We start from the raw sequence: 25,650 nt of genomic DNA on the forward strand, positions 1-25,650 counted from the left end.
GCCGGGACGGAACCTTCCTCGCCGGGAGAGCTGTGGTGCTCGATCTCGGGTGGAACGGTCAACCTGGCCGCTAGCTGCGGATGCTGACTGCTGTCTGGTCGGGCTCCTAGCGCGGCTCACGGCGATCCGCGTGTGCTCACAGAGCCCGCACTAGAGGTTCACTCAGTCGGTGCCAACAGTTTGGCCCTTCCTCTCCTCGAGCACGCGGTCGAGCTTGTCGTTGAGGGCGGCCAGCTCGGCCCGAAGGTCGTCTGTCTGCTGCTGTTCCACGACGCTCACGTGTTCGACGAGCCAGGACGCCAGGCTTGCGGTCACGACCCCGAGCAGCGTGATCCCGCCGAGCATGAGCGCCGCGGCAGCCAACCGACCAATGCCCGTGGTGGGGTAGCGATCGCCGTAGCCGACCGTCGTCATCGTCGTGATAGCCCACCAGACCGCGTCCCCGAAGTTGACGATGTTTGCGTCGGGGCTGGTCCGTTCAGCGTCTAGAACGGCGAGGGCACCGCAGAAAGCCAGCAGGCTCGACCCACCAGCCACGTACACGGCGACCTTGCCACGAAGCCCGGTGGATGCCTTCCGGCTCAGGACCTTCAGCAAGGTCGCAAGACGCAGTAGGCGCAACGGGCGCAACAGAGGCAGAGCAATGATGGCGAGGTCGAGAAGATGGTGCACGAAGAAGCTCCGGCGGTCCTCCGCCAGCAATAGCCGAGCAAGGTAGTCGACCACGAACATGCCCCAGGTGACCCACGTGACTAGCTGGCAGGTGGTCTGTGCTCCGGGGCTGATATCTGGGCTGATTATCGGTGCGGCGTACGCGGCGAGGAAGGCTACGGCTGCGGCCATAAGCACCCAGTCGGTGGCCCGCTCCCAGCGTTCGGTCAAGGTCATGGCCTACATGGTGGGGCGCTTAAGGGGTGCGGCCGCTGTTAAGGCCTGGCTTTGTCGCGTGATCGTTACTGGGAGACTCAATGCTCGCATCGTCTGCGCAGTGACACCTCACTCAAGCGGGTCATCCCCGAACTGTTCGTCGCTGATCCCGAAGTAGTCATATAGGTCCTGACCGGCCTTCTGCGCTGGGCCGTAGTCGGCTTTGTCGCCGATCGTCGCCACCTTCAGCAGGGCTGCTTCGAAGGCCAGGGACGTGCCGACTACCGCCAGGTCGCCGCCGCACTCCATCGCCTCATCGGCAAAATCCTTCGTCTCGCCGGCGAATAGGTCGACGTACTCGAGGTGGTCCGAAGCCCCCTTCGAAGCCACGACTATGAGCCACCGACTCGAAAGGAGGCGGGCGTCCGGCTCGCCGAGAAAGCACCGGACTGTTTCGGCTGATTTTGTTGCAGCGGTGCTGGACGGCGCGCTGCTGGGGGTTAAGGCCGAAGCCGGCTGTGCGGTCGGCTCGCGGCTTGCAACGGGCGCGCCGCCGCAGCCGACCATTGTGGCAAGCACGGACGTGCTGAGCAGCCAAACGGCGATGTGACGCAGTGCGGCGGCTGATCGAGCGTTCATTGCGCCCCTCTCCGAGCTGATATCGCAACTCTGGGACATGGAGCGGTTGGAGGTCGTCACAAGGACCACGCGTGCCCTTATCGTTACCCTCTCAGGTAGGCCCCTGGCTAGATCCCAAAAACTAGCCCGTTCACTGCTGCAGGTGACACGGCCAATTCGGGCCTCTTGCCCCGTGACACAACTTCTGTGTGTCTGAGCCGCCGCTAATCGGAGGTGCGGCTCGCGGCCGCTCCCACTTCAGGTGTGATGGACCCTCACCGCCACATCGCCAAGCTGTCGCTCGAGCGATACGGCGACGAACTCCCGCGCCATCAGTTCCACGTCATCGAGCCGGCGCGCCTGAGTCAGACCAGGCACCCCATCGACGCGGATTATCCACCACTTACCGTCCCTGCTCACACGCGCCATGTATGCCTTTCTGCTGTTCACTGGCTCCCCTTCAACGCCGAGCCGAGCAGCTCGCGATGCCGTAGTCAGCAGTGGACCGATTCTCCGACACAACGGTCGGACCGACCTTGATACGGCACGAGATGGCCGTGGCCTCTGTGCCGCCCTGCACCGATAACACCAGCGGGTCACCCGCAGAGAACTCACTGGACGTCCACCGCTGGTCATCGTCCGGCTGCGAGTTGATGAACTCGATGTCTACCTGCGAGATCCCTGAAGGAGTCTGCATCGTCACCGTCGCATCTCGGGCCACGCCGAAGACCTCATAGGTCACCAGCACCTTCGGCTGCATATAAGCCGTGGGACGCACAGGCGGAGGCGCCTCAGGGACAGCCTCCGCCGAGCTGCAGCCGACCAACAGTGCCAGCACCGCGACGCCGGCCAAAGCGAGACGCACCCCAGACGCCATGATCATGCCGCCAATGGTGACATGGCGGATGGGCGCGTGATGCTGAATCAGCTCGGTTAAGCGAGCACAATCGCGGCCTTGGTGTGGCGTGCCTCAGTGCCGTCCATGCTTGTCCATCACGGTAGAGAGCACCATGATCCGGCGCGCAGGTTCACATGACCACTGGGCATTCCCCCACACGCCGATGGCTTTCACGGCCCAGTATGGGTCCGATTCGCACAGCAGATTAGAACTGACGTTCGACATTTGGGACAGGGCGTGGCGCCTCGCGCATCGCTCAATGTTCGGCGCTAGAGTAAGCAACATAGAGGCGCCGTGGAGGGCGCGGGGAACTATCGCTTGGACTGCTGTCAGGCCCTGCCGGTTCCGATCGGTTGCAGCGACCCCGGCTCTCCACGGCGCCCTCTATATGCCTTGTGGAGGCCACCAGGGGAGTCCCGTTACGGTCGAGTCGTTGCCCAGCCACTTGAATCCGTAAGTCCAGGCATCGCCCCCCGATCCCCGTCTGATTTGGTGGCGGACGGCGAGCAAATGGTCTGCTTCGTACCCTCCGAACTGGTCCACGCAGATGGCGGCGCTGAGCATTCCGGCGTAGGCGTCCGCTGCTTGGAGGCCATCCCAATGAGCCTGCCCGTCGAAAAGTTCCGGTCCTCGCTGGCGATTCCACGGGACCCAATCCGGTGGTTGCCGCCGGCGACGCTCGAAGTAGGCGCTAGTTTGGCGATGGTCGAACCCGCGGACGTGTCCGAAGATAACCTTCACGTCGTGGACCTGCTGAGGCCAATATTTTGCGGTCAGTACGATCCGCTCCAGCGTGAGACCGGCGGCGAAGTTATAGAAGATTGCATGGTCATTGCGCATTGACGAACCCGCTGGGATGGCTGCCTCCTCGACGACTACGAAATTCACACAAACGTCCTGGAGTTTCGCGAGCTCCCGTGCCGTGTGTTGGCGCCTACTGAAGGTCTTGATGTGATCTTTCCGATGGAGCGGGCTGCCGGCAGGAACGCCAAAGTCTCGTCGGAGACGCGACACGGTGGCTCGCATTTGCGGGTCAGCACTGTCCGCGACGATCACAGCTGCAAACGCGAAAAAGTGCGAAGACTTGCCACTTGTGCCGCGGTCACCCGTCTCGTCGATATATGCCCGCAGGAGCGGGCGGGGACTCCCTGCCACCAGCACAGAGTAGTAGTCACCGACGCGTTGGGATTGCTTGATTAGACAAAAGGAACCGAAATCTGTTTTGCGCCTGCGCGAGAAAACTCACAGCGACGTGGTGAAACCTTGCTGTGCCGCCCGGGTCCTCACCGCATATGGCCCCTGAACCCATCCGACATGGCGTCTCATCACAATCCGAACCGGCAACTTGCGAGGTTGTCGGCCAGGTCCCCTCCCCTCAAATCAGGGTCACTCCGCCACAGTCCTTTTCGGCGGCAGCCGCGTCCGGCCGCTCGTCTGCATCCAGTCGGCTTCATTGTCGAAGTCCTGATGTAGGAATGTCGAGTCTGGACCCCGCAGGCTTGGCACTTCAGCCGCTCGATGACGCAGCGAGGTTCCCTAATGTTGTCGTCATGCGGCTCTCCGCCGCCCTGGTAACGGGTGTACCGCACCTCGCCACGGGCGCAACAGAGTGCCCGTTTGCACCCCTCGATCGGCTCAATGCACGCGGCTCTCCGCCAGTTCTCCTCCGCCGCCATCTCACTCACCGCCCTGAACTCTCATCTGTCCGCCTCTTGCCAGCATCAAAGGTCCGCCGCCATGGACTCGACGAGCCGGCCGAGTCGCTGCATCAATAGCCGAAAGCGCTCCGCCTCGCACGACCGCATTTCGAGCGACGGTCCGATCAACTCGCCGTCCGAGTCCCGACGCTCCGCGGCGATACGTCCCACTGGCCGGCCCGCCGCCGCGGCGGCATCTTGGAACGATCGGAGCAGACCGTCGGCGAGCATCGGATCGACTCCGGCAGGAAGGCCGACGCTGGTCAGCTCCCGCTCAGGCCACATCCAGGCCGGGTGCTGAGCGCTTATGCCCTTGCACGCGCATCCCGGTCGGTGCTCGACCTGCTGAACGGGCGTGTCGCTATCGACCTCGATGAGGGGAGCGGTGGGGCGGTTGGTGATGGTCATGACTGCCTCTCGGTTGGGAGGCATTGCACGCATGTTGCACGGCGCCGGTCTGACCTGATCGAAATGTGCTTCCGACTAGGCCAGACGCTGGCGCCCCCGGCAGGATTCGAACCTGCGCTCCCGCCTCCGGAGGGCGGTGCTCTATCCCCTGAGCTACGGGGGCCAATCCACATCGACCCGTGCGGGCCGAAGAGAAATGTACCAGTGATCCGGAGGTGTTCGCCGCACCGGGCCCGTGCACGCCGCCCGGTCGGCGCTGTCCACCCGCTGAAACGACCGGGTCCTCGCCGCTCGGTCTGGCACAGTGCCGCCATGACCCACTCGCACGTCGCCGGCTCGATCCACGCCGATGTCACCTCACGGGCACCAGCCTGGCTGGGGCTGCCGACCGACGTCAACGACCTGGTGCCGCGGCTGTGGAGCCAGGGGGTGTCCAAGGACGCCGAGGGCATGCTCCACGTCGCCGGAGTCAGCGCCGCCGAGATCGCCGACCAGGTCGGCACCCCCGCGTACGTCGTCGACGAGGCCGACCTCCGGGCTCGGGCACGCGCGTTCGCCGAGGCCTTCGCCGGCTGGGACGTCTATTACGCCGCGAAGTCGTTCCTGTGCACGGCGGTGGCCCGCTGGGTGGCCGAGGAAGGGCTCGGCGTCGACGTCTGCACCGGCGGTGAGCTGGCGGTGGCGCTGCGTGCCGGCGTCGCTCCGCGGCGGATCGGGTTGCACGGCAACAACAAGAGCGAGGCGGAGCTCCGCCAGGCACTCGAGGCCGGCGTCGGTCGGATCATCGTCGACTCGTTCGACGAGATCGAGCGGCTCGGGCGGCTGGCCGCGGACCACGAGACGGTGCCGCGGGTCATGGTGCGGGTGACCACCGGGGTGGAGGCGCACACCCACGAATACATCGCCACCGCCCACGAGGACCAGAAGTTCGGCTTCTCGATCGCCGGCGGCGCGGCCGCCCGTGCGCTCCAGGCCTGTTTCGAGCATCCCGCGCTGGAGCTGATCGGGATCCACAGCCACATCGGGTCGCAGATCTTCGACACCGAGGGCTTCGAGGTGGCCGCCCGGCGGACCTTGCGGCTGCACGCCGAGTTCGCCGAGCGGACCGGGACCGAGCTGCCCGAGCTCGACCTCGGTGGCGGCTTCGGCATCGCCTACACCAGTGCCGACACCCCGGCCACTCCCGCGGTCCTGGCCGAGAAGCTGCAGACCATCATCACCACCGAGGCTGCGAGCCTGGGGGTGGCCGTGCCTCGCCTGTCGATCGAGCCCGGACGTGCCATCAGCGGTCCCGCCGCCTTCGCCCTCTATCGCGTCGGCACGGTGAAGACCGTCCGACTCGACGGTGGGGCCAGTCGGCTCTACGTCGCGGTCGACGGCGGCATGAGCGACAACATCCGAACCGCTCTGTATGCCGCGGAATATTCGGCCACGCTGGCGTCGCGCCGTTCCGAGGCCGGGCCGGCGCTGTCGCGGGTGGTGGGCAAGCACTGCGAGGGTGGCGACATCCTGGTCCGCGACGAGTTCCTGCCCGCGGACGTCCGGGCCGGCGATCTGATCGCCGTGCCGGCTTCGGGTGCCTACAGCCGCTCGATGGCCAGCAACTACAACCACGTTCCCCGGCCGCCGGTGGTGTCGGTGCGCGACGGCGAGATCCGTACCCTGATCCGCCGCGAGACCATCGAGGACCTGCTTGCGCTCGACGTCAGCTGAGCCGGTCCGTCTCCACCCGTTGCCGCGCTGCGTCCGCGCGCCGCGTTCGGTTTTCGCGCCTTGGCGACATGGTGAACAATGATTCCGCCCACCCACACGGCCGCCGGCCGACGAGAGGTCCATCCCGATGACGAGCCCGATCCCCGACCTGCGTGCGCCTGAGGTTCTCGACGCCGACGGTGGGTCGGCCGCGCCGCTGCGGGTGGCCCTGCTCGGCTGCGGCGTCGTGGGCTCTGAGGTCGTGCGGCTGCTGACCGATCAGGCGGCCGACCTGCAGGCGCGCGTTGGCCGCCCCTTGGAGCTCGTCGGTATCGCCGTTCGTCGGATCAACCGGACCCGCCCGGGCATCGACCCCGCCCTGTTCACCACTGACGCGGAGGCACTGGTACGTCGCGACGACGTGGACCTGGTGATCGAGGTGATCGGCGGCATCGAGCCCGCCCGCTCGCTGATCCTGGCCGCGCTCGAGAACGGTGCGTCCGTGGTGACCGCGAACAAGGCCCTGCTGGCCGAGGACGGTGCCACGCTGTTCGCCGCGGCGGCCGACGCCGGCGTCGACCTCTATTTCGAGGCATCGGTGGCCGGCGCCATCCCCATCATCCGGCCGCTGCGCGAGTCTCTGGTCGGCGACGAGATCACCTCGGTGATCGGCATCGTCAACGGCACCACCAACTTCATCTTGGACAAGATGGACACCGACAGCGCCGGCTTCGCCGAGACGCTGTCGCAGGCGCAGGAGCTGGGCTACGCCGAGGCGGACCCGACGGCCGACATCGAGGGCTTCGACGCCGCCGCCAAGGCCGCGATCCTGTCGAGTCTGGCCTTCCATACCCGGGTCACCAGCGCCGACGTCTATCGCGAGGGCATCACGGAGGTCACCTCGACCGACATCTCCTCGGCCCGGGCGATGGGCTGCGTGGTGAAGATGCTGGCCATCTGTCAGCTCTCACCGGCGGACCCGGATGATCCCGCCGCGGAGCGCTCGGTCTCGGTGCGGGTGCACCCGGCGATGATCCCGCGCTCGCACCCGCTGGCCAGCGTCGGCGGCGCCTACAACGCTGTCTTCGTCGAGTCGGCGTTCGCCGGTCGGCTGATGTTCTACGGTCCCGGCGCCGGCGGCGCCCCGACGGCCAGCGCCGTGCTCGGCGACCTCGTCACCGTGGCCCGCAACCGGCTCCGCGGCGCCGTCGGCCCGGGGGAGTCGAGCTACGCCGCCCGACCGGTGTCACTCATCGGGCACGTGGTCACCCGCTATCACCTCTCCCTCGAGGTGGCCGATGTGGCCGGTGTGCTGGCCACGATCGCCCACTGCTTCGCCGAGCACGGGGTCTCGATCCAGACAGTGCGTCAGCAGGGCCGCGAGGGCGACGCGCAGCTGGTGATCGTCACGCACCGTGCCACCGACGCGGCACTGAGCGCTACGGTGGCCGCGTTGCGCGAGCTCGACGTGGTGCGCGACGTGACCAGCGTGATGAGAGTCGAGGGTGAGTGACATGGTCGGTCAGACGAAGACCCCCATCGCGCGGGTGCAGCCGCCGCGGGTGCAGCGTGGGCTGATCACCCGCTACCGGGACTGGCTGCCGATCTCGGCCACCGACCCGGTGATCAGCCTGGGCGAGGGCAGCACACCGCTGGTCGTCGCCGAGGTGCTCTCGGAGCTGGTCGACTGCGAGGTCTGGCTGAAGGTCGAGGGTGCCAACCCGACCGGATCGTTCAAGGACCGCGGGATGACAGTGGCCGTCAGTGTCAGCGCCGGCGAAGGTGCGGAGGCTGTGGTCTGCGCGTCGACCGGCAACACCTCGGCCTCGGCGGCGGCGTACGCGGTCCGGGCCGGGATGCGACCGATCGTGCTGCTGCCGGCCGGCCGGATCGCCATGGGCAAGCTGGCCCAGGCGGTCGTCCACGGTGCTCACGTGGTGCAGATCGACGGCAACTTCGACCAGTGCCTGGAGCTGGCGCGGGCCCTGGCCGACAGCTATCCGGTCGCTCTGGTCAACTCGGTCAACCCGGTCCGGATCGAGGGCCAGAAGACCGCCGCCTTCGAGATCGTCGACGAGCTCGGCGACGCACCCGACCTGCATGTGCTGCCGGTCGGCAACGGTGGGAACATCTCGGCGTACTGGCGGGGCTACAGCCAATACCGGGAGGCCTCGATCGCGACCCGGACGCCCCGGATGTGGGCCTTCCAGGCCGCCGGCGCGGCGCCCCTGGTGCTCGGCCACCCGGTGATCAGCCCCGAGACCGTTGCCACCGCCATTCGCATCGGCAACCCCGCCTCGACCGCTTTGGCGATCGCAGCGAAGGAGGAGTCCGGTGGCCTGTTCGACGCCGTCACGGACGCCCAGATCCTTTCAGCACAAGCGTTCCTGGCCGCGAAGGAGGGTGTCTTCGTCGAGCCGGCCTCGGCCGCCGGGGTGGCCGGGCTGCTGGCCCTGCACGACCGGGGCGAGCTGGACAGCGGTCAGCAGATCGTCGTCACCGTAACCGGCAACGGTCTCAAGGACATCGATACCGCGCTGTCGCAGCGGGAGCCGTTGCGGGCCGAGGTCGTCCGGGCCGAGGTCCGCGACGTGGCCGCCGCCTGCGGCCTCGGCGGCCGGTAGCCGCTCATGATCAGCCTGGAGCTCGAGACGTCGGTGACCGTGCAGGTGCCGGCCACCAGCGCGAACCTCGGGCCCGGCTTCGACTGCTTCGGGCTGGCCCTGGACTGGTTCGAGTCGGTCCGTCTCGACGTGATCGACGGCGGCTGCGTCGTCGAGGTGACCGGTGAGGGCGCGGCCGACGTCCCCCGGGATGAGACCCACCTGATCCTCGCCGCCGCCCTGCGGGGCCTGAGTGATCTCGGCGTACGCGCTCCCGGCCTGCGGCTGACCTGCCACAACACCATCCCGCACGGGCGCGGCCTCGGATCCTCCGCGGCCGCCATCGTCGCCGGACTGGTCGCCGCCCGCGGCCTCGCGGGTCTGGCGCCGGACGAGCACTGGCTGTTGCGGCATGCCGATGCGATCGAGGGCCATCCGGACAACGTGGCGGCGGCCATCCACGGCGGTTTCGTGCTGGCGTACGCCGGCCGGCACGGCCTGACGGCGGTGCGCGCCCGGGTGCAGGACGACCTCGGGGCCCTGCTCTTCGTGCCCGAGGCGCCGGTGTCGACGAGAACGGCGCGCGGGCTGCTCCCGGCCGGGGTGCCACACGCAGACGCGGCTGCCAACGCCGGCCGGGCAGGCCTGCTGGTGCACGCGCTCGCCGCGGACGCCGACCGGTTGCTGGACGCCACCCGTGACTGGTTGCACCAGGGATATCGTCGCAGCGCGATGCCGCAGTCCTACGCGTTGCTGGAGTCGCTACGCGACCGAGGTCTGGCCGCGGTGATCAGCGGCGCCGGGCCGACCGTGCTGGTTCTCGGCCGGACGACGGAGCTGCGGGCGGCTGACCTGGTCGTACCGGGGTTCCGGACCGTCCGCTGCGGCATCGGCGGACCGGCCCGGGTGGTCGCGCAGCAGGTCCCGGTCGGCGGCGGCGGGCACGCCCGGGAACATATGTGACAGTTAGACGGTTGTCAGTGATAGCCTTGGTCCTGCCAGCAAGGTGAGCAGCATTCGAGCCGTCGAGTCGCTCATCAGCACCAGGCGAGCGCCTCAAAGGTCGGGCGCGATGGGCGAGAGCACCTCAAGATCTCCCGTTACAGACTCTGCTGAGAATCTCTTTTCTCCTGACGACTGGGACCTTACGTAAAGCATCGCCCGTGTGCGAAAACCGCTTCGGGCATAGGAAGGGCATTCCGCCCGTTCCGAAAGGAAACACGTGACAGATACAGCCGAAGTGACGAACGCGCCCGTCGACGACAAGACGTCCGGACGCAGGCGCAAGGGCTCCGGGCTGGACTCGATGGTCCTGCCCGAACTGAAGCAGCTTGCGAGCACACTCGGTCTCAAGGGCACCGGCGCCATGCGCAAGGGCCAGCTGATTGAAGCCATCCAGTCCGCCCAGACCGGTCGGTCGGGCGGCAACGGGGGCGCACCGGTTCGCGAGAACCGCACCGCCGAGGCGGCTCAGCCCGCGCTCGACGGCGTGGCCACCCGGCCGCAGCGCACCCGTGGTGAGCGCGCCAACGGCGGTGCCGAGCGGGCCAACGGCGGTGCCGAGCGGGCCAACGGCGGCGGGGCCGATCGGGCCGACGGCGCCGGTACGTCCAACCGGGCCGACAGCTCCGAGCCGGCGGCCCGCAACGGCCATGGTGGCGAGCGTAACGAGCATGCAGACGGCGACCGGGCCGTGGCCCACGCCGAGCGCGGTGACCGTCGCGAGGATGGCGAGCGCAGCAGCCGTCGCGAGGGTGACGAGCGCAGCAGCCGTCGCGAGGGTGACGAGCGCAGCAGCCGCCGCGAGGACACCGAGCGCAACGACCGCCGCGAAGGTGACGAGCGCAACGACCGTCGCGAAGGTGACGAGCGCAACGACCGCCGCGAAGGTGACGAGCGCAACGACCGCCGCGAGGACACCGAGCGCAGCAGCCGCCGCGAGAACTCCGATCGCAACGACTCCGGTCGGGACCGTGACGGCGAGTCCAGCGGCACCTCGCCGGTGGTCGAGCGGCTCGAGCAGACCCGCGCTGAGCGCCAGCAGGAGGCCCGCGAGGGTCGCCAGAACCGGGGCGACGACTCCGAGTCCCGGGGCCGCCGCGACGAGCAGGGCGATGGCGACGCCAACCAGGGCGAGCGCCGCAGCCGCCGGCAGAACCGTGACGGGCAGAACCGTGATGGGCAGCGGGAGGGGCGCAACCGCGACGCCGGCAACCGCGAGTCGCAGAACCGCGAGTCGCAGAACCGGGAGTCCCAGAACCGCGAGTCCTCGCGTGACGGCGGACGTGACGCGCAGGGCGACTGGGACGACGACGGCAACCGTCGTGGCCGCCGCCGGCGCAACCGCGATCGCCAGAACCGTCGGGGTGGTCGCACCACCGGCGGGATGGGGATGGACCGCTATGAGGCCGACCCGGTGGTCAATGACGACGACGTCCTGACGCCGGTCGCCGGCATCTTGGACGTGCTGGACAGCTACGCCTTCGTCCGTACGTCCGGCTACCTGCCGGGCTCCGACGACGCGTACGTCTCCCTCGCGATGGTCAAGAAGGCCGGTCTGCGCAAGGGTGACGTCGTCACCGGGGCGATCCGGCAGAGCCGCGAAGGCGACCGAAACGCGAAGTTCAACCCGCTGGTCCGGATCGACACCATCAACGGCACCGACCCCGAGCTGGCCAAGAACCGGCCCGAGTTCGCCAAGCTCACCCCGCTCTACGCCCAGGAGCGGATGCGGCTCGAGACGACGCCGAACCAGATGGCCACCCGGCTGATCGACATCATGGCGCCGATCGGCAAGGGCCAGCGCGGCCTGATCGTGTCGCCGCCGAAGGCCGGCAAGACGCTGATCATGCAGGCCATCGCCAACGCGATCACGACGAACAACCCCGAGGTGCACCTGATGGTCGTCCTGGTGGACGAGCGTCCCGAGGAGGTCACCGACTTCGAGCGCACGGTGAAGGGTGAGGTCATCTCCTCCACCTTCGACCGACCGGCCACCGACCACACCATGGTCGCCGAGCTGGCGATCGAGCGGGCCAAGCGCCTGGTCGAGCTGGGCCACGACGTGGTCGTGCTGCTGGACGGCATCACCCGGTTGGGCCGGGCCTACAACCTCGCCGCCCCGGCCAGTGGCCGCATCCTCTCCGGTGGTGTGGACTCGGCTGCGCTCTATCCGCCGAAGCGGTTCTTCGGTGCCGCCCGCAACATCGAGAACGGTGGCTCGCTCACCATCTTGGCCACCGCCTTGATCGAGACCGGCTCCAAGATGGACGAGGTCATCTTCGAGGAGTTCAAGGGCACCGGCAACATGGAGCTGCGGCTGCGTCGGGAGTACGCCGACAAGCGGATCTTCCCGGCCATCGACGTCGACGCCTCCGGCACCCGGCGCGAGGAGCTGCTGCTCAGCCGCGACGAGCTGCAGATCATCTGGAAGCTGCGCCGCGTCGTGTCCGGGCTGGACGGCCAGCAGGGTCTGGAGATGTTGCTCGATCGGCTCCGCAAGACGCAGAGCAACGGTGAGTTCATGCTGGCCATCACCAAGGCCATGCCGGGCCGCGCCGAAGAGTGAGCCGACGCGCCGCCGGGCGGGACTAATCCCACCCGGCGGTGCGTTGACCATTTTGTGCCGCGCGGAAACTGCGGCACACTATCGAGTTGGCACCGGTTCACGCGAGATCATCCGATCTGCGACCCGGTGCTCGAAAACCGAGGAGATTCCATGAAGCCGAACATCCACCCGACGTACGTGGAGACCCAGGTCAGCTGCACCTGCGGCAACACGTTCACCACCAAGAGCACCGCGCCGGACGGCGTCCTGCGCGCCGACGTCTGCTCGGCCTGCCACCCGTTCTACACCGGCAAGCAGAAGATCCTCGACACCGGTGGCCGCGTGGCCCGCTTCGAGAAGCGCTACGCCAAGCAGGCCGGCAAGTAGCTCGACGACAGCGCCGGGAGGCAGGGGTTCAGCCCTTGCCTCCCGGCGCTTCGCACGTCCCGCCCCGACTTCTCCAGGTCCTCCCGGGGTGCGGACACCTCGAGGATCTGACCCGTCGGAAGAAGTCCCTGTCATGTTCGAGTCCGCCCGCCCGTTGCGGGATGAGTTCGCCCAGCTCGAGGCCGCCCTCTCCGACCCCGCTGTGCACGCCGACATGGCGCGCGCCCGCAAGGTGGGCCGGCGCTACGCCGAGCTGACCCCGATCGTGCGCGGGATGGACGAGTACGAGCGGCTGGCTGACGACATCGCCGCCGCCAAGGAGCTGGGCGCCGACGACGAGGCCTTCGCCGCCGAGGCGGTCGAGCTCGAGACCCAGCTCGCCGCCGTGACCGAGCGGCTGACCCGGCTGCTCGCTCCCCGCGACCCCAACGACAGCGGCGACGCCCTGATCGAGATCAAGTCGGGCGAGGGCGGGGAGGAGTCGGCACTGTTCGCCGGCGACCTGCTGAAGATGTACAGCCGCTACGCCGAGAGCCGTGGCTGGAAGGTCGAGATCCTCGATGCCCAAGAGACCGATCTCGGTGGCTACAAGTCGGTCACCGCAGCGATCAAGGCCCCCAGCGTGGGGGAGCCGGACATGATGCCGTACGGCGTGCTGAAGTTCGAGGGCGGCGTGCACCGGGTCCAGCGGGTGCCGGTGACCGAGTCGCAGGGCCGGGTGCACACCTCAGCGGCCGGCGTGCTGGTGATGCCCGAGGTGGAGGAGACCGAGGTCGAGATCGACGAGAACGATCTGCGGATCGACGTCTTCCGCGCCTCAGGACCGGGTGGCCAAGGCGTCAACACCACCGACTCGGCGGTGCGGATCACCCACCTGCCGAGCGGCATCGTGGTCTCCTGCCAGAACGAGCGCTCGCAGCTGCAGAACCGGGAGCAGGCGATGCGGATGCTCCGCGCCCGGCTGATCACCGCGGCCGAGGAGCAGGCCGCCAGCGCTGCATCCGCCGCGCGCCGCAGCCAGGTGCGCACCGTCGACCGCTCCGAGCGGATCCGCACCTACAACTACGCCGAGAACCGGATCGCCGACCATCGGATCGGCTTCAAGGCCTACAACCTGGACCAGGTTCTCAACGGCGACCTGTCGGCCGTCATCGCCGCGCTGCAGGAGGCCGATACCGCCGAGCGGCTGTCCCAGGTCGGCGAGGCTTCGGCGGGATGAGCACCACGTCGACCTCGAGCCCTCGGTCGCTGCTGTCGGTGGCCGCCGAGCGGCTCCGCCAGGCCGGCGTGGACAGTCCGGATGCTGACGCCCGGTGGCTGCTGGCCCATGCCTGCGGGATCGAGCCCAGTCGGCTGCCGCTGCTCGACTCCGTGTCGCCGGCCCAGGTCGACGTGTTCTGGACGCTGGTCGAGCGGCGCACGGCGCGGGTCCCGCTGCAGCACCTCACCGGGACCGCCCATTTCCGCTACCTGAGCCTCGAGGTCGGCCCCGGGGTGTTCGTTCCCCGGCCGGAGACCGAGGTGATGACCGGCTGGGCGATCGAGCAGCTGCGAGAGCGCACTGGCGGGAACCGTCAGTTGCAGGTGGTGGAGCTCTGCGCCGGCTCCGGCGCGATCGCCAAGGCGATCGCCACCGAGGTGCCCGGTGTGGCCGTCCGCGCCGTCGAGGTGTCGGAGGAGGCCTCGGTCTGGGCCGAGCGCAACCTCAGCGGTACCGGCGTCGAGCTGTACACCCTGGACATGGCTGAGGTGCCCGCAGCGTGGGACGGCACCGTGGACCTGGTGATCGCGAACCCGCCGTACATCCCGTGGGAGGCGTACGAGTCGGTCACGCCGGAGGCACGCGACCACGACCCGACGGTGGCGCTCTTCTCCGGTGACGACGGGCTGGACGCGATGCGGGTGCTCGCCGGGGTCGCCGCGCGACTGCTGGTCGATGGTGGCCTGGTCTGCGCCGAACACGCCGAGGTGCAGCACGAGTCGGCCCCGGCGGTGTTCACCGCCGACGGGCGGTTCCACACGGTGCGCGATCAGCCAGACCTGACCGGTCGGTGGCGCTTCGTCACCGCCGTCCGGGCCGCTCGCACTGGTGCCGGGTCCGGCCCGGTCGATCTGGCAGGATTGGCCGGGTGACCAACCCCGCTGACGAGCACGAGCCTTCCGAGACCGACGTCGAACGCGCGCCAGGCACGTCAGCCATCCCCGATCCGACCGGGGTCGACGGCGTCGGCGCCGGCGAGCTCGGGCCGCGCGACCTCGACTTCGACGCCACCGGGTCCGGTACGGCCGGCCGGCCGCGCGCCACCGACGGGTTGCCACCGGAGCCGGTTCCCGTCCAGGCCTCGCCGAGCAGCGCCGCTCCGCCACCGGTGGACGAGGGTGCTGCGCCCGAGACCACCGACGACGCCGTTGCCGCCGAGCCGACTGACGAGCCCGCGATTGTCGGGTCGGAGGAGGATTCGGCGACGGTCGACGGGGACGCCCCGGTCGAGACGACGGACGACACCGACCCGGCCGAGGCAGACGCAGACCCGGGCGAGACGGACGCAGACCCGGGCAAGACGGACGCAGACCCGGACGGCACGGACGCAGACCCGGACGGCACGGACGCAGACCTGGGCGACCCGGACGCCGACGCGGCCGACCCGGACGCAGACCCGGCGGAGGACCCAGACGCAGAGGTGGTCCCGGACGAGCCCAGCTATGTCCGGTTCGACTGCGCCGACCCGGCCGACGATCACGATGAGGCGGCCGAGGCGGCTCGAGCCGCGGTGGAGCGGGGGGAGTGCGTCGTGCTGCCGACCGACACCGTCTACGGCATCGGCGCCGACGCGTTCAGCGCCGCAGCCGTGCAGCGACTGCTGGACGCCAAGCACCGGGGCCGGGACATGCCGCCGCCGGTGCTGATCGCCGACGCTCACCTGGTGCGGGCGTTGGCCGTCGACGTACCGGCCGCCGCAGAGGCGCTGATGGCCCGGCACTGGCCCGGCCCGCTGACCGTCATCTGCACCGCGCGCGGGACGCTCAACCTCGATCTCGGCGAGACCGGCGGCACCGTGGCCCTGCGGGTGCCCGACCACGAGCTGGCCCGTGAGCTGCTGCGCCGTACCGGACCACTCGCGGTCAGCAGCGCCAACCTGAGTGGCCGGCCGGCTGCGGTCACCTGCGACGAGGCGGTCGACCAGCTCGGCAGCTCGGTCGCGGTCTATCTCGATGGTGGACCGGTGACCGGTACCGGTGCCGCACCGTCGACCATCGTCGACTTCACCAAAAACGAGAATGGCGACGTGCTGCGACACGGGGCGATCTCGGTCGCGGAGCTGCGCGAAACCTGCCCGGACGTGGTGGACCTGGTCGACCCGCCGGAGCCGGTCCCGGGTGCGGAACCTGATCGCGAGGACGACAGTCAGACGCCGGACGAAGAGAATCCCGCAGTCGCGTCGGAGGGTGCACCGCTGAGCTCCGCGGCGCCGACCGGCGAGGTGGCGGATCCGGCGCCGCTGGAGGAGACGGCAGCAGCCCCGACGGCTTCCGGCGACGATCACGAGACCACGCCGCCGAGCGCGTCGACCGACGATGCCTTCCGACTCGATGGTGTGGATGACGCGGCACCTGCGCCCGGCGTGCAGGCTCCGGATGGCGCAGACGGCGCGAATGGCGCGAATGGCGCGAATGGCGCGAATGGCGCGAATGGCGCGGACGATAACCACTCCAGCGGGGCCGGGGCTCACGCCGTGCCGGAGCGCTAGTGCGCGAGTACCTGCTGGTCCTGCTGATCGCGGCCGCCACCACCTATCTGGTGAGCGGACTCTGCCGACGCCTGGCGCTGCGGACCGGGGCCATGGCCAAGGTCCGAGACCGGGACGTGCACACCGTGGCCATGCCGTACTTCGGCGGCGTCGCGATGCTGGCCGGGGTCGCTGCCGCGTTCGTGATGGCCTGGCAGCTGCCGTTCCTCGGCCAGCTGCCGTTGGTGCACCAGGACTCCCGGGCCGTACTGGTCGCAGCAGCGGTGATCTGTCTGGTGGGCGTGCTCGACGACTTGTTCGAGATCAGCCCGTTGGCCAAGTTCGCCGGCCAGGTGCTGGCCGCCGGGATCGTCGTGGCCATGGGGGTACGGATGCTGTGGATCCCGCTGCCCAACCAGACGATCACGCTGGACAGCTCCGCCTCGATCGCGATCACCGTCTTCTTCATCGTGCTCTGCTCCAACGCCGTCAACTTCGTCGACGGACTCGACGGCCTCGCCACCGGCGTGGTCTGCATCGGTGCGCTGGCATTCTTTGCCTACTCTTATCTGCTGACCGTGACCCAGGACCTGACCCGGGCGACCACCGCGAGTCTGATCACGGTCGCCATCGCGGGCGCCTGTCTGGGCTTCCTGCCGCACAACTTCTTCCCCGCTCGGATGTTCATGGGCGACTCCGGTGCCATGCTGCTGGGCCTGCTGCTGGCCACCTCCACCATCAGCCTGACCGGTCAGCTGGACACCTCGCAGCTGGACAGCGGCGGCGGTCTGCTGCCGACGGTGCTGCCGCTGGTGCTGCCACTCGCCATCCTCGCGTTACCGTTCCTGGACGTCCTGCTCGCCTACATCAGGCGTACGTACGCGGGAAAGTGGTGGTTCGTGGCCGACAAGCAGCATCTGCACCACCGGCTGGTGCAGCGCGGCCACAGCCAGCGGGGCGCTGTCATCTTGATGTATCTGTGGTCAGCGCTGGTGTCGTTCGGCGTCATCGCCCTGGGTCTGCTGCGCAGCTGGACCTCGGTCGCGGTGATCGCCCTGCTGGCCCTGGTGCTGGTCCTGGTGACGCTCGGGCGGCCACTGAATGAGCGCCCGGCGGGCAAGAACGGTGCCACCCTTCCGTAGCCGCGAGGGCTGTGCTGCAAGCGCTTACCGGCCACTGGCGGGGCCGTTGTCCGATTGGGCTGCGGCAGGGTCCTTGTGCTAGTTTTCACAAGCACCCCACAGCCCGCGACGACCTCTGGTCGCACGAGTGAAACGGCCTTCGCGCCGCAAGACAGGACAGCCGCCGCCATGACGACTGACAGCCACACCCCGGAGCCGACTTCGGCCGCGGACGCTCGCGTCAGCGTGCATGTCGTCCGAGCCCGGAAGCTGCTGTACGGCGGTCTGGTCGGTGGCGTGGTGGCCTCGATCGTGTGCCTGATCATCTTCTTCCTCACCGATGGCACCCGCGGTCTCGCGTCCGCCGCTCTGGCGGCCGGCATGGTGCTCTTCTTCTACGCGGTCGGCCAGCTCGTGATGGTGCTGTTCGCCGACGCCGGGGCACGGACCCTGATGCTGGTCTCGATGCTGAGCTACACCGCCCGGGTGGCCTTGCTCGGCCTGGTCCTGCTCACCTACAACAACAACCGTGACGCGTGGCCCACGCTGGTCCCGATGGCCATCTTCCTCACCACCATCGTGGTGGTCGTCGGCTGGCTGGCGGTGGAGGTCTTCGTGTTCTCCCGCCTCCGGATCGGCGTCTACGACACCGACGACGCGCCGCCCGCCAAGGGCGGTGACGCAGCGTGACCGCCGTTCCCGCAGACTGCTACGGTGTGACACGCCATGAGCCAACGTCAGGACGGGATGAACGAGGCCCTGCAGGTCCTGTCGTACCTGTTGTCGGGCATTGCGGTGTACGGCTTCCTCGGCTGGCTCGGGGACCGATTACTGCACACCAACTTCCTGCTGCCGCTCGGCATCGTGCTCGGCGCGGCGGGTGGCATCTATTTGATCGTCAGGCGTTTCGGCAAGGGAACGGATTCCTCCGGATCCACGATGAAATGACTTCTCAGGCCTGCTGGTCTGACCGTAGAGAGGAGGAACGTTGGGACGGCTGAGCCCGATTCTGGTTCCGATGGAAACCGGGGGAGAGGGTTTCCGATCCCCGGGCGTCGAGGACTTCAATCTCCCGCCGATCTTCGACAACCCTGCGTTGTCGTGGTTCGACAAGCCCATGTTCCAGGCGACCCTGTCCGTCATCTTGGTGATGGCGTTCTGGCTCGTGATGGCGCGCAAGAACAAGATGGTGCCCGGCAAGGGGCAGTTCATCGGTGAGAGCGCCTACTACTTCATCCGCAACAGCATCGGCCGCGACATCATCGGCCACGACTACTTGCGATACCTGCCGTACCTGATCGCGCTGTTCTCGTTCGTCTTGGTGAACAACCTGTTCGGGCTGTTCCCGCTGCTGATGTTCCCGACCGCCTCGCATGTCGGCTGGGCCTACGGCCTGGCGCTGATGACCTGGGTGATCTACAACGTGGCCGGGATCGCCAAGCACGGCTTCGGCGGCTACCTGCGGCGGACCGTGCTGCCCGAGGGCGTGCCGTGGCCGCTGTGGATCCTGGTCATCCCGATCGAGTTCCTCTCCAACATCTTGGTCCGGCCGCTGACGCTGTCGCTGCGTCTGTTCGCGAACCTGTTCGCGGGTCACCTGGTGGTGCTGGTGTTCGTCCTCGGTGGCGAGTACCTGCTGCTCCACAGTGACTCACTGTTCAACAAGGTGGCCGGCGGCGTCTCGCTGCTGTTCAGCTTGCTGATCATGTCGCTGGAGCTGTTGGTGCTCTCCTTGCAGGCATACATCTTCACCGTTCTCACCGCCCAGTACATCTCTTCGTCGATCGCCGAAGAGCACTAGTAACCCACCCATGTTTCTGCTGGTTACCAGTGGAAAACCCGAAAGGAACAGCACATGACTCCAATGGAGATCACCGGTTCGCTCAGCTCCATCGGCTACGGCCTCGGAACGCTCGGCCCGGGTATCGGCGTAGGTCTGATCTTCGCCTCCGTCATCCAGGGCACCGCCCGTCAGCCCGAGGCCCGCGGCGCCATGATGGGCACCGCCTGGATCGGCTTCGCCCTGACCGAGGCTCTGGCCATCATCGGTATCGCTCTGGCCTTCGTGTTCCAGGGCCAGGCCTGAGCGAGTGGGTCGGATGACACCCATGGCCATCCCCTTGGCGACTGATCTGGGACCACTGCTGCCGCACGTGGTCGAGATCATCGTCGCCATCGTCTTCATCACCATCCTCACCGTGCTCATCAAGAAGATGGTCATGCCTCGCTTCGAGGAGACGTACGCGGCGCGTACGGCGGCCATCCAGGGCGGTATGGAGAGGGCTGAGAAGGCCCAGGCTGAGGCTCAGGCTGCGCTGGAGCACTACCAGGCGCAGCTCGCCGAGGCTCGGGGCGAGGCAGCCAAGATCCGTGAGGATGCCAAGACCCAGGGCGCCCAGATCCTGACGGAGATGCGTGAGCAGGCCCAGAACGAGGCCGCACGCATCTCGGCCAGTGCCCAGGCACAGCTCGAGGCCGAGCGGACCCAGGTGATGAACCAGCTGCGCAGCGAGATCGGCAGCCTGGCCACCACCCTGGCCGGTCGGATCGTCGGCGAGTCACTGGAGGACGACGACCGCGCGCGGCGCACCGTCGACCGCTTCCTCGCTGACCTCGAGGACAGTGACACCACCTCGGTGAGCTCGTCATGAGCCTCAGCTCGGACGCTCGACTGTCGGTCCTCGACAAGGTTCTGGACGAGCAGCTGCGCAAGGCCGGCGGCGTGGTCAACCGGGTCCTCGACAAGGTCACCCCTGGTGGCCGGCCCACCGGTGAGACGGTGGCCGACGACCTGTTCTCCGTGGTGGAGGTGCTGGACAGCTCGGTCACGCTGCGTCGTGCTCTGGCCGACCCCGGTTCGCCGGAGCAGGCCCGACGCGCCCTGGTGCACGGGCTGTTCGACGGCAAGATCTCCGCCGCGGCCGTCACGGTCGTGGCTGAGGCCGCCGGTGTGCGGTGGCCCGGTCCCCGGGTCCTCGTCGCCGCCCTCGAGCGGCAGGCGGTCCGAGCCGAGCTGCAGAACGCCGAGGCGGCGGGTGAGCTGGAGGAGACCGAGGACGAGCTGTTCCGGTTCGCCCGGCTGGTCGCCTCCACCCCTGACCTGCGCAACGCGCTGTCGGACCAGCAGGTCAGCTTGGAGCACCGGCGTGAGCTGGTCGGCGAGCTGCTGGCCGGCAAGGTGACGGACGCGACCGTCGCGCTGGCTCGTCGCGGTGTGGCCGCCCGGGACCGGACCTTCGACCACACGCTGGAGTCCTACGTGGCGCTGGCGGCGGAGCAGAAGAACCGCCTGGTCGCCACCGTCCGGGTCGCCCGGCCGATGGAGTCCGACCAGGTCGATCGACTGCGGGCAGCGCTGAGTCGACAGGTCGGTCGCGAGGTGCACGTCCAGGTGGTCGTCGACGAGCAGGTGCTCGGCGGTGTCCGCGTGGAGCTCGGCGACGAAGTGATCGAAGGTACGGTGGCCACGAGGCTGCAGAACGCTCGACGGCTCTTCTCCTGAGCTGTCGCGGTGCCAGTACGACGTTTTCCCACTGATTGAGATACGAGAGCAGGATTAGGCGATGGCAGAACTCACGATTCGCCCGGAGGACATCCGGGACGCCCTGGACCGGTTCGTCCAGAACTACACCCCGGAGACCTCCTCCCGCGAAGAGGTCGGCACCGTGGTCTCCTCCGGTGACGGCATCGCCCGCATCGAGGGTCTGCCGTCGGCCATGGCCAACGAGATGCTGGAGTTCGAGAACGGCACGCTCGGCATCGCCTTGAACCTGGACGTCCGCGAGATCGGTGTCGTGGTCATGGGTGACTCGGCCGGCATCGAGGAGGGCTCCACCGTCCGTCGGACCGGCGACATCTTGTCGGTGCCCGTCGGCGACGGTTACCTCGGCCGTACGGTCGATGCCCTCGGCAACCCGATCGACGGGCTCGGCGAGATCGCGAACCTCGAAGGCCGCCGTGCCCTCGAGTTGCAGGCCGCCGGCGTGATGGACCGCCAGGAGGTCCGCCAGCCGCTGCAGACCGGCATCAAGGCGATCGACGCCATGATCCCGATCGGCCGCGGCCAGCGTCAGCTGATCATCGGCGACCGCAAGACCGGCAAGACCGCCATCGCGATCGACACGATCATCAACCAGAAGCAGGCCTGGGCCTCCGGTGACCCGGAGCAGCAGGTGCGCTGCATCTATGTCGCCATCGGTCAGAAGGGCTCCACCGTCGCGGGTATCCGCGGCGCCCTGGAGGAGGCCGGCGCGCTGGAGTACACCACCATCGTGCACGCGCCCGCGTCCGACCCGGCCGGCTTCAAGTACGTCGCGCCCTACACCGGCTCGGCCATCGGCCAGCACTGGATGTACGCCGGCAAGCACGTCTTGATCGTGTTCGACGACCTGACCAAGCACGCCGAGGCCTACCGGGCCATGTCGCTGCTGCTGCGTCGGCCGCCGGGCCGCGAGGCGTACCCGGGTGACGTCTTCTATCTCCACTCCCGCCTGCTGGAGCGCTGCGCCAAGCTCTCCGACGAGCTCGGCGGCGGCTCCATGACGGGTCTGCCGATGGTGGAGACCAAGGCCAACGACGTGTCTGCCTTCATCCCGACCAACGTCATCTCCATCACCGACGGTCAGATCTTCTTGCAGTCCGACCTGTTCAACGCCAACCAGCGTCCGGCCATCGACGTCGGTGTCTCGGTGTCGCGGGTCGGTGGTGCGGCGCAGATCAAGGCCATGAAGAACGTGTCCGGCTCGTTGAAGCTGGAGCTGGCTCAGTTCCGTGACATGGAGGCGTTCGCGATGTTCGCCTCGGACCTGGACGCGACCTCGCGTCGTCAGCTGGACCGCGGTGCGCGCCTGGTCGAGCTGCTCAAGCAGCCGCAGTACACCCCGTACCCGGTCGAGGAGCAGGTCGTCAGCGTCTGGGCCGGCATCAACGGCCAGTTCGACGAGGTGCCGGTCGACGACGTCCTGCGGTTCGAGCAGGAGCTGCTCGAGCACCTGCGTCGCAACGGCAGCGTGCTGACCAACATCCGCGAGTCGAAGGTCTTCAACGACGACACCGCGGAGGCGCTGAAGGGCCTGATCGCCGACTTCAAGAAGGAGTTCCAGACGTCCGACGGCAAGCTGCTCGCCGGTCGCGAGGAGTACGAGGCCACGGACGCCGAGGATGTCGGCCAAGAGCAGATCGTCAAGCAGAAGCGATGATCGCGCCGAACCTGCCACTCCGAGCGGAGGAAGACCATGCCAGCCAGTCTGCGTGAGCTGCGTCAGCGGCGGACCTCGGTCTCGACCACGAAGAAGATCACCCGGGCGATGGAGCTCATCGCCGCGTCGCGGATCATCAAGGCGCAGCAGCGGGCCTCCGCCGCAGCGCCGTACGCCCGCGAGCTGACCCGTGCGGTGTCGGCGGTGGCGACGTTCTCCGACGTCGACCACCCGCTGACCACCGAGAAGCCCAACCCGAGCCGGGCGGCCATGCTGCTCATCACCTCGGACCGCGGTCTGGCCGGCGGCTACTCGTCGTCGGTCATCCGCGAGGGCGAACAGCTCACGTCCTTGCTGCACAGCGAGGGCAAGGAGGTCCGGCCGTTCCTGGCCGGCCGCAAGGCAGCCGCCTTCTACGCCTTCCGGCGTCGTGAGGTGGCCGCAGCCTGGGACGGGTTCTCCGACGCGCCGACGTACGCCGACGCACGGGAGATCGCGAACGCGCTGATCGAGGCGTTCCTCACCCCGACCGAGGAAGGCGGCGTGGACGAGATCCACATCGTCTTCACCCGGTTCGTCTCGATGCTCACGCAGAAGCCGGAGATCATCCGGCTGCTGCCGCTCGAGGTCGTCGAGAGCGACGCGGCCCCGGCCGAAGAGGACCTGCTGCCGCTGTATGAGTTCGAGCCCGACGCCGAGACCGTGCTGGACGAGCTGCTGCCGCTGTATGTGGCCAGCCGGATCCAGTACTGCCTGCTGCAGTCGGCCGCCTCCGAGCTCGCCAGCCGGCAGAAGGCTATGAAGTCGGCCACGGACAACGCGCAGTCCCTGATCGAGCGTCTGACCCGGGAGGCCAACCAGGCCCGGCAGGCAGAGATCACCCAAGAGATCAGCGAAATCGTCGGCGGCGCCAGCGCGCTGGCGGATGCTAACGCCCAGAACGACTAGGCGCCGAGAGTGAGGATATGAAGATGAGTGTCACGTTGGAGAAGAGCAACACCGAGGCCCAGTCGTTCGGGGTGGGCCGGGTGGCCCGGGTCATCGGTCCGGTGGTGGACGTCGAGTTCCCCGTCGACCAGATGCCCGACCTGATGAACGCCGTGCTGGTGGACACCACCATTAACGGCAAGACCACCACCATGACGATGGAGGTCGCCCTTCACGTCGGCGACAACATGGTCCGCGCCATCGCGCTGAAGCCGACCGACGGCATGCAGCGTGGCGCCGAGGTGCGCGACACCGGTGCCCCGATCTCGGTGCCCGTCGGTGACGTGACCAAGGGCCGGGTCTGGAACGTGACCGGTGACTGCCTCAGCCAGGACGCCTCGGAGTTCGAGATCACCGAGCGCTGGCCGATCCACCGCGCTGCGCCGAAGTTCGACCAGCTCGAGTCGAAGACGGAGATGCTGCAGACCGGCATCAAGGTGCTCGACCTGCTGACCCCGTACGTCCAGGGCGGCAAGATCGGCCTGTTCGGCGGCGCCGGCGTGGGCAAGACGGTGATGATCCAGGAGATGATCTATCGGATCGCTCACAACTTCGGTGGCACCTCGGTGTTCGCCGGGGTGGGGGAGCGTACCCGTGAGGGCAACGACCTGATCAACGAGATGGACGAGGCCGGCGTCTTCAAGGACACCGCCCTGGTCTTCGGCCAGATGGACGAGCCGCCCGGCACCCGGCTGCGGGTCGCGCTGAGCGCACTGACGATGGCGGAGTACTTCCGCGACGTGCAGAACCAGGACGTGCTGCTGTTCATCGACAACATCTTCCGGTTCACCCAGGCCGGCTCGGAGGTATCGACCCTGTTGGGCCGGATGCCCTCAGCCGTGGGCTATCAGCCCAACCTGGCCGACGAGATGGGTCAGCTGCAGGAGCGGATCACCTCCACCCGCGGTCACTCGATCACCTCGATGCAGGCGATCTACGTGCCCGCCGATGACTACACCGACCCGGCTCCGGCGACCACCTTCGCCCACCTCGACGCCACCACCGAGCTCAGCCGCGAGATCGCCTCCCGCGGTCTGTACCCGGCCGTGGACCCGCTGACCTCCACCTCGCGGATCCTGGACCCGCAGTACATCGGTCAGCACCACTACGACACCGCCACCGAGGTCAAGGGGATCCTGCAGCGCAACAAGGAGCTGCAGGACATCATCGCCATCCTCGGTGTCGACGAGCTGTCCGAAGAGGACAAGGTCGTTGTCAACCGGGCCCGCCGGATCCAGCAGTTCCTGAGCCAGAACACCTACATGGCCGAGAAGTTCACCAACATGCCTGGTTCCACCGTGCCGCTGGCGGAGACCATCGAGGCCTTCCAGATGATCTGCCGCGGTGACGTGGACCACATCGCCGAGCAGGCCTTCTTCAACGTGGGTGGCATGGAGGACGTGGAGCGTCGCTGGTCTGAGCTGCAGAAAGAGCAGTGATGGCCGACGTAGCGCGAGGCGGGCGGCAGCATGGCTGACCCGATGCAGGTCGAGGTTGTCGCGGCCGACCAGGTCGTCTGGTCGGGCAAGGCTGCCAACATCATCGCCAAGACCGTGGACGGCGACATCGGCATCCTGCCGGGGCACTCGCCGCTGCTCGCGGTGCTGGTGCCGAGTGCGGTCGAGGTGATCGGCGAGGACGGCAACCGCGAGATCGTCGCCGTCGACGGCGGATTCATCTCGGTGGCCCAGGGTCGGGTGTCGATCCTGAGCGAGTACGCCACCATGGCCGGCGAGCTCAGCCTGGCCGACGCCGAGCGTCAGCTTGCCGAGGCGCAGAGCCGGCTCGACGCCGGTGAGGACGACGAAGAGACCCGTGCCAACTTCCAGCGCGCCAGCGCGCAGGTGAAGGCCGCTCAGAAGGTCAGCTAGGTGTCCACTCCGCCCGCCCACGCCCCCT

The 25,650-nt window shown here is 68.1% G+C and carries 25 protein-coding genes and 1 tRNA gene; 20 read left to right on the forward strand and 6 right to left on the reverse strand.

The features are described 5' to 3' along the window. Nucleotides 1-162: 162 nt before the first annotated feature. The 6 genes from AC1XX3_RS12440 to AC1XX3_RS12465 all read right to left on the reverse strand — a co-directional run bounded on the left by AC1XX3_RS12440 (nucleotide 163) and on the right by AC1XX3_RS12465 (nucleotide 4,651). Nucleotides 163-888 carry a potassium channel family protein gene (locus tag AC1XX3_RS12440; protein WP_483321459.1) on the reverse strand — a complete coding sequence of 242 codons (726 nt, stop codon included), beginning with the start codon at nucleotides 886-888 and terminating at the stop codon, nucleotides 163-165. 108 nt (nucleotides 889-996) lie between these two features. Further along, nucleotides 997-1,575, reverse strand: coding sequence for a hypothetical protein (locus AC1XX3_RS12445; protein WP_483321460.1), 579 nt, complete (start codon nucleotides 1,573-1,575; stop codon nucleotides 997-999). Between the two features lie 370 nt (nucleotides 1,576-1,945). Beyond that, nucleotides 1,946-2,368 carry a hypothetical protein gene (locus tag AC1XX3_RS12450; protein WP_483321461.1) on the reverse strand — a complete coding sequence of 141 codons (423 nt, stop codon included), beginning with the start codon at nucleotides 2,366-2,368 and terminating at the stop codon, nucleotides 1,946-1,948. A 399-nt stretch (nucleotides 2,369-2,767) separates the two neighbouring features. Continuing rightward, entirely contained in the window at nucleotides 2,768-3,538 is a 771-nt protein-coding gene (locus AC1XX3_RS12455; RefSeq protein ID WP_483321462.1) for a DUF3800 domain-containing protein, read from the reverse strand. Nucleotides 3,539-4,104: 566 nt separating this feature from the next. After that, nucleotides 4,105-4,488 carry a hypothetical protein gene (locus tag AC1XX3_RS12460; protein WP_483321463.1) on the reverse strand — a complete coding sequence of 128 codons (384 nt, stop codon included), beginning with the start codon at nucleotides 4,486-4,488 and terminating at the stop codon, nucleotides 4,105-4,107. An 88-nt stretch (nucleotides 4,489-4,576) separates the two neighbouring features. After that, nucleotides 4,577-4,651: transfer RNA gene (locus AC1XX3_RS12465), tRNA-Arg, on the reverse strand. 149 nt (nucleotides 4,652-4,800) lie between these two features. On the opposite strand from AC1XX3_RS12465, the gene lysA reads away from it, so the two are divergent. From lysA to AC1XX3_RS12565, 20 genes are all read left to right on the forward strand, one after another. Then, nucleotides 4,801-6,201 (forward strand): diaminopimelate decarboxylase, encoded by a 1,401-nt coding sequence (lysA, locus tag AC1XX3_RS12470; RefSeq protein WP_483321464.1) that lies wholly within the window; start codon nucleotides 4,801-4,803, stop codon nucleotides 6,199-6,201. Between the two features lie 127 nt (nucleotides 6,202-6,328). Continuing rightward, entirely contained in the window at nucleotides 6,329-7,693 is a 1,365-nt protein-coding gene (locus tag AC1XX3_RS12475; RefSeq protein WP_483321465.1) for a homoserine dehydrogenase, read from the forward strand. A gap of 1 nt (nucleotide 7,694) precedes the next feature. Beyond that, on the forward strand, nucleotides 7,695-8,804 hold the full coding sequence (gene thrC / locus AC1XX3_RS12480; RefSeq protein WP_483322096.1) for a threonine synthase: 1,110 nt from the start codon (nucleotides 7,695-7,697) through the stop codon (nucleotides 8,802-8,804). Nucleotides 8,805-8,810: 6 nt separating this feature from the next. Continuing rightward, nucleotides 8,811-9,746: a homoserine kinase gene (thrB, locus tag AC1XX3_RS12485; RefSeq protein ID WP_483321466.1), complete on the forward strand. Its 936-nt coding sequence runs from the start codon at nucleotides 8,811-8,813 to the stop codon at nucleotides 9,744-9,746. Between the two features lie 277 nt (nucleotides 9,747-10,023). Next, nucleotides 10,024-12,351, forward strand: coding sequence for a transcription termination factor Rho (gene rho, locus AC1XX3_RS12490; protein ID WP_483321467.1), 2,328 nt, complete (start codon nucleotides 10,024-10,026; stop codon nucleotides 12,349-12,351). A gap of 150 nt (nucleotides 12,352-12,501) precedes the next feature. After that, nucleotides 12,502-12,717: a 50S ribosomal protein L31 gene (gene rpmE / locus AC1XX3_RS12495; protein ID WP_483321468.1), complete on the forward strand. Its 216-nt coding sequence runs from the start codon at nucleotides 12,502-12,504 to the stop codon at nucleotides 12,715-12,717. Nucleotides 12,718-12,850: 133 nt separating this feature from the next. Further along, complete coding sequence (prfA, locus tag AC1XX3_RS12500; protein ID WP_483321469.1) at nucleotides 12,851-13,936, forward strand: peptide chain release factor 1; 1,086 nt, start codon at nucleotides 12,851-12,853, stop codon at nucleotides 13,934-13,936. After that, a complete protein-coding gene (gene prmC / locus AC1XX3_RS12505) occupies nucleotides 13,933-14,850 on the forward strand; it encodes a peptide chain release factor N(5)-glutamine methyltransferase (RefSeq protein ID WP_483321470.1) in 918 nt (305 codons plus the stop codon). The genes prfA and prmC overlap by 4 nt, the downstream gene beginning before the upstream one ends. Beyond that, on the forward strand, nucleotides 14,847-16,466 hold the full coding sequence (locus AC1XX3_RS12510) for an L-threonylcarbamoyladenylate synthase (RefSeq protein ID WP_483321471.1): 1,620 nt from the start codon (nucleotides 14,847-14,849) through the stop codon (nucleotides 16,464-16,466). The genes prmC and AC1XX3_RS12510 overlap by 4 nt, the downstream gene beginning before the upstream one ends. Then, on the forward strand, nucleotides 16,466-17,587 hold the full coding sequence (locus AC1XX3_RS12515; protein ID WP_483321472.1) for a glycosyltransferase family 4 protein: 1,122 nt from the start codon (nucleotides 16,466-16,468) through the stop codon (nucleotides 17,585-17,587). Before AC1XX3_RS12510 ends, AC1XX3_RS12515 begins: the two co-directional genes overlap by 1 nt. 168 nt (nucleotides 17,588-17,755) lie before the next feature. After that, complete coding sequence (locus AC1XX3_RS12520) at nucleotides 17,756-18,256, forward strand: Cg1360 family ATP-synthase-associated protein (RefSeq protein WP_483321473.1); 501 nt, start codon at nucleotides 17,756-17,758, stop codon at nucleotides 18,254-18,256. Nucleotides 18,257-18,292: 36 nt separating this feature from the next. Further along, on the forward strand, nucleotides 18,293-18,514 hold the full coding sequence (locus AC1XX3_RS12525) for an AtpZ/AtpI family protein (protein ID WP_483321474.1): 222 nt from the start codon (nucleotides 18,293-18,295) through the stop codon (nucleotides 18,512-18,514). A gap of 49 nt (nucleotides 18,515-18,563) precedes the next feature. Further along, on the forward strand, nucleotides 18,564-19,367 hold the full coding sequence (gene atpB, locus AC1XX3_RS12530; protein ID WP_483322097.1) for a F0F1 ATP synthase subunit A: 804 nt from the start codon (nucleotides 18,564-18,566) through the stop codon (nucleotides 19,365-19,367). 54 nt (nucleotides 19,368-19,421) lie between these two features. Then, complete coding sequence (locus tag AC1XX3_RS12535; RefSeq protein WP_483321475.1) at nucleotides 19,422-19,652, forward strand: F0F1 ATP synthase subunit C; 231 nt, start codon at nucleotides 19,422-19,424, stop codon at nucleotides 19,650-19,652. 13 nt (nucleotides 19,653-19,665) lie between these two features. Continuing rightward, the gene (locus tag AC1XX3_RS12540) at nucleotides 19,666-20,217 is read left to right on the forward strand and encodes a F0F1 ATP synthase subunit B (protein ID WP_483321476.1); all 552 of its coding nucleotides are present in this window, start codon (nucleotides 19,666-19,668) and stop codon (nucleotides 20,215-20,217) included. Beyond that, entirely contained in the window at nucleotides 20,214-21,068 is an 855-nt protein-coding gene (locus AC1XX3_RS12545; RefSeq protein ID WP_483321477.1) for a F0F1 ATP synthase subunit delta, read from the forward strand. The genes AC1XX3_RS12540 and AC1XX3_RS12545 overlap by 4 nt, the downstream gene beginning before the upstream one ends. Before the next feature lie 61 nt (nucleotides 21,069-21,129). Next, on the forward strand, nucleotides 21,130-22,764 hold the full coding sequence (gene atpA / locus AC1XX3_RS12550) for a F0F1 ATP synthase subunit alpha (RefSeq protein ID WP_483321478.1): 1,635 nt from the start codon (nucleotides 21,130-21,132) through the stop codon (nucleotides 22,762-22,764). A gap of 36 nt (nucleotides 22,765-22,800) precedes the next feature. Then, nucleotides 22,801-23,712, forward strand: a complete 912-nt coding sequence (locus tag AC1XX3_RS12555; RefSeq protein ID WP_483321479.1) for a F0F1 ATP synthase subunit gamma — start codon at nucleotides 22,801-22,803, stop codon at nucleotides 23,710-23,712. 23 nt (nucleotides 23,713-23,735) lie between these two features. Then, nucleotides 23,736-25,190, forward strand: a complete 1,455-nt coding sequence (gene atpD / locus AC1XX3_RS12560) for a F0F1 ATP synthase subunit beta (protein WP_483321480.1) — start codon at nucleotides 23,736-23,738, stop codon at nucleotides 25,188-25,190. 30 nt (nucleotides 25,191-25,220) lie between these two features. After that, a complete protein-coding gene (locus tag AC1XX3_RS12565; RefSeq protein ID WP_483321481.1) occupies nucleotides 25,221-25,622 on the forward strand; it encodes a F0F1 ATP synthase subunit epsilon in 402 nt (133 codons plus the stop codon). Nucleotides 25,623-25,650: the final 28 nt, after the last annotated feature.

Source organism: Microlunatus sp. M237 (assembly GCF_056896895.1).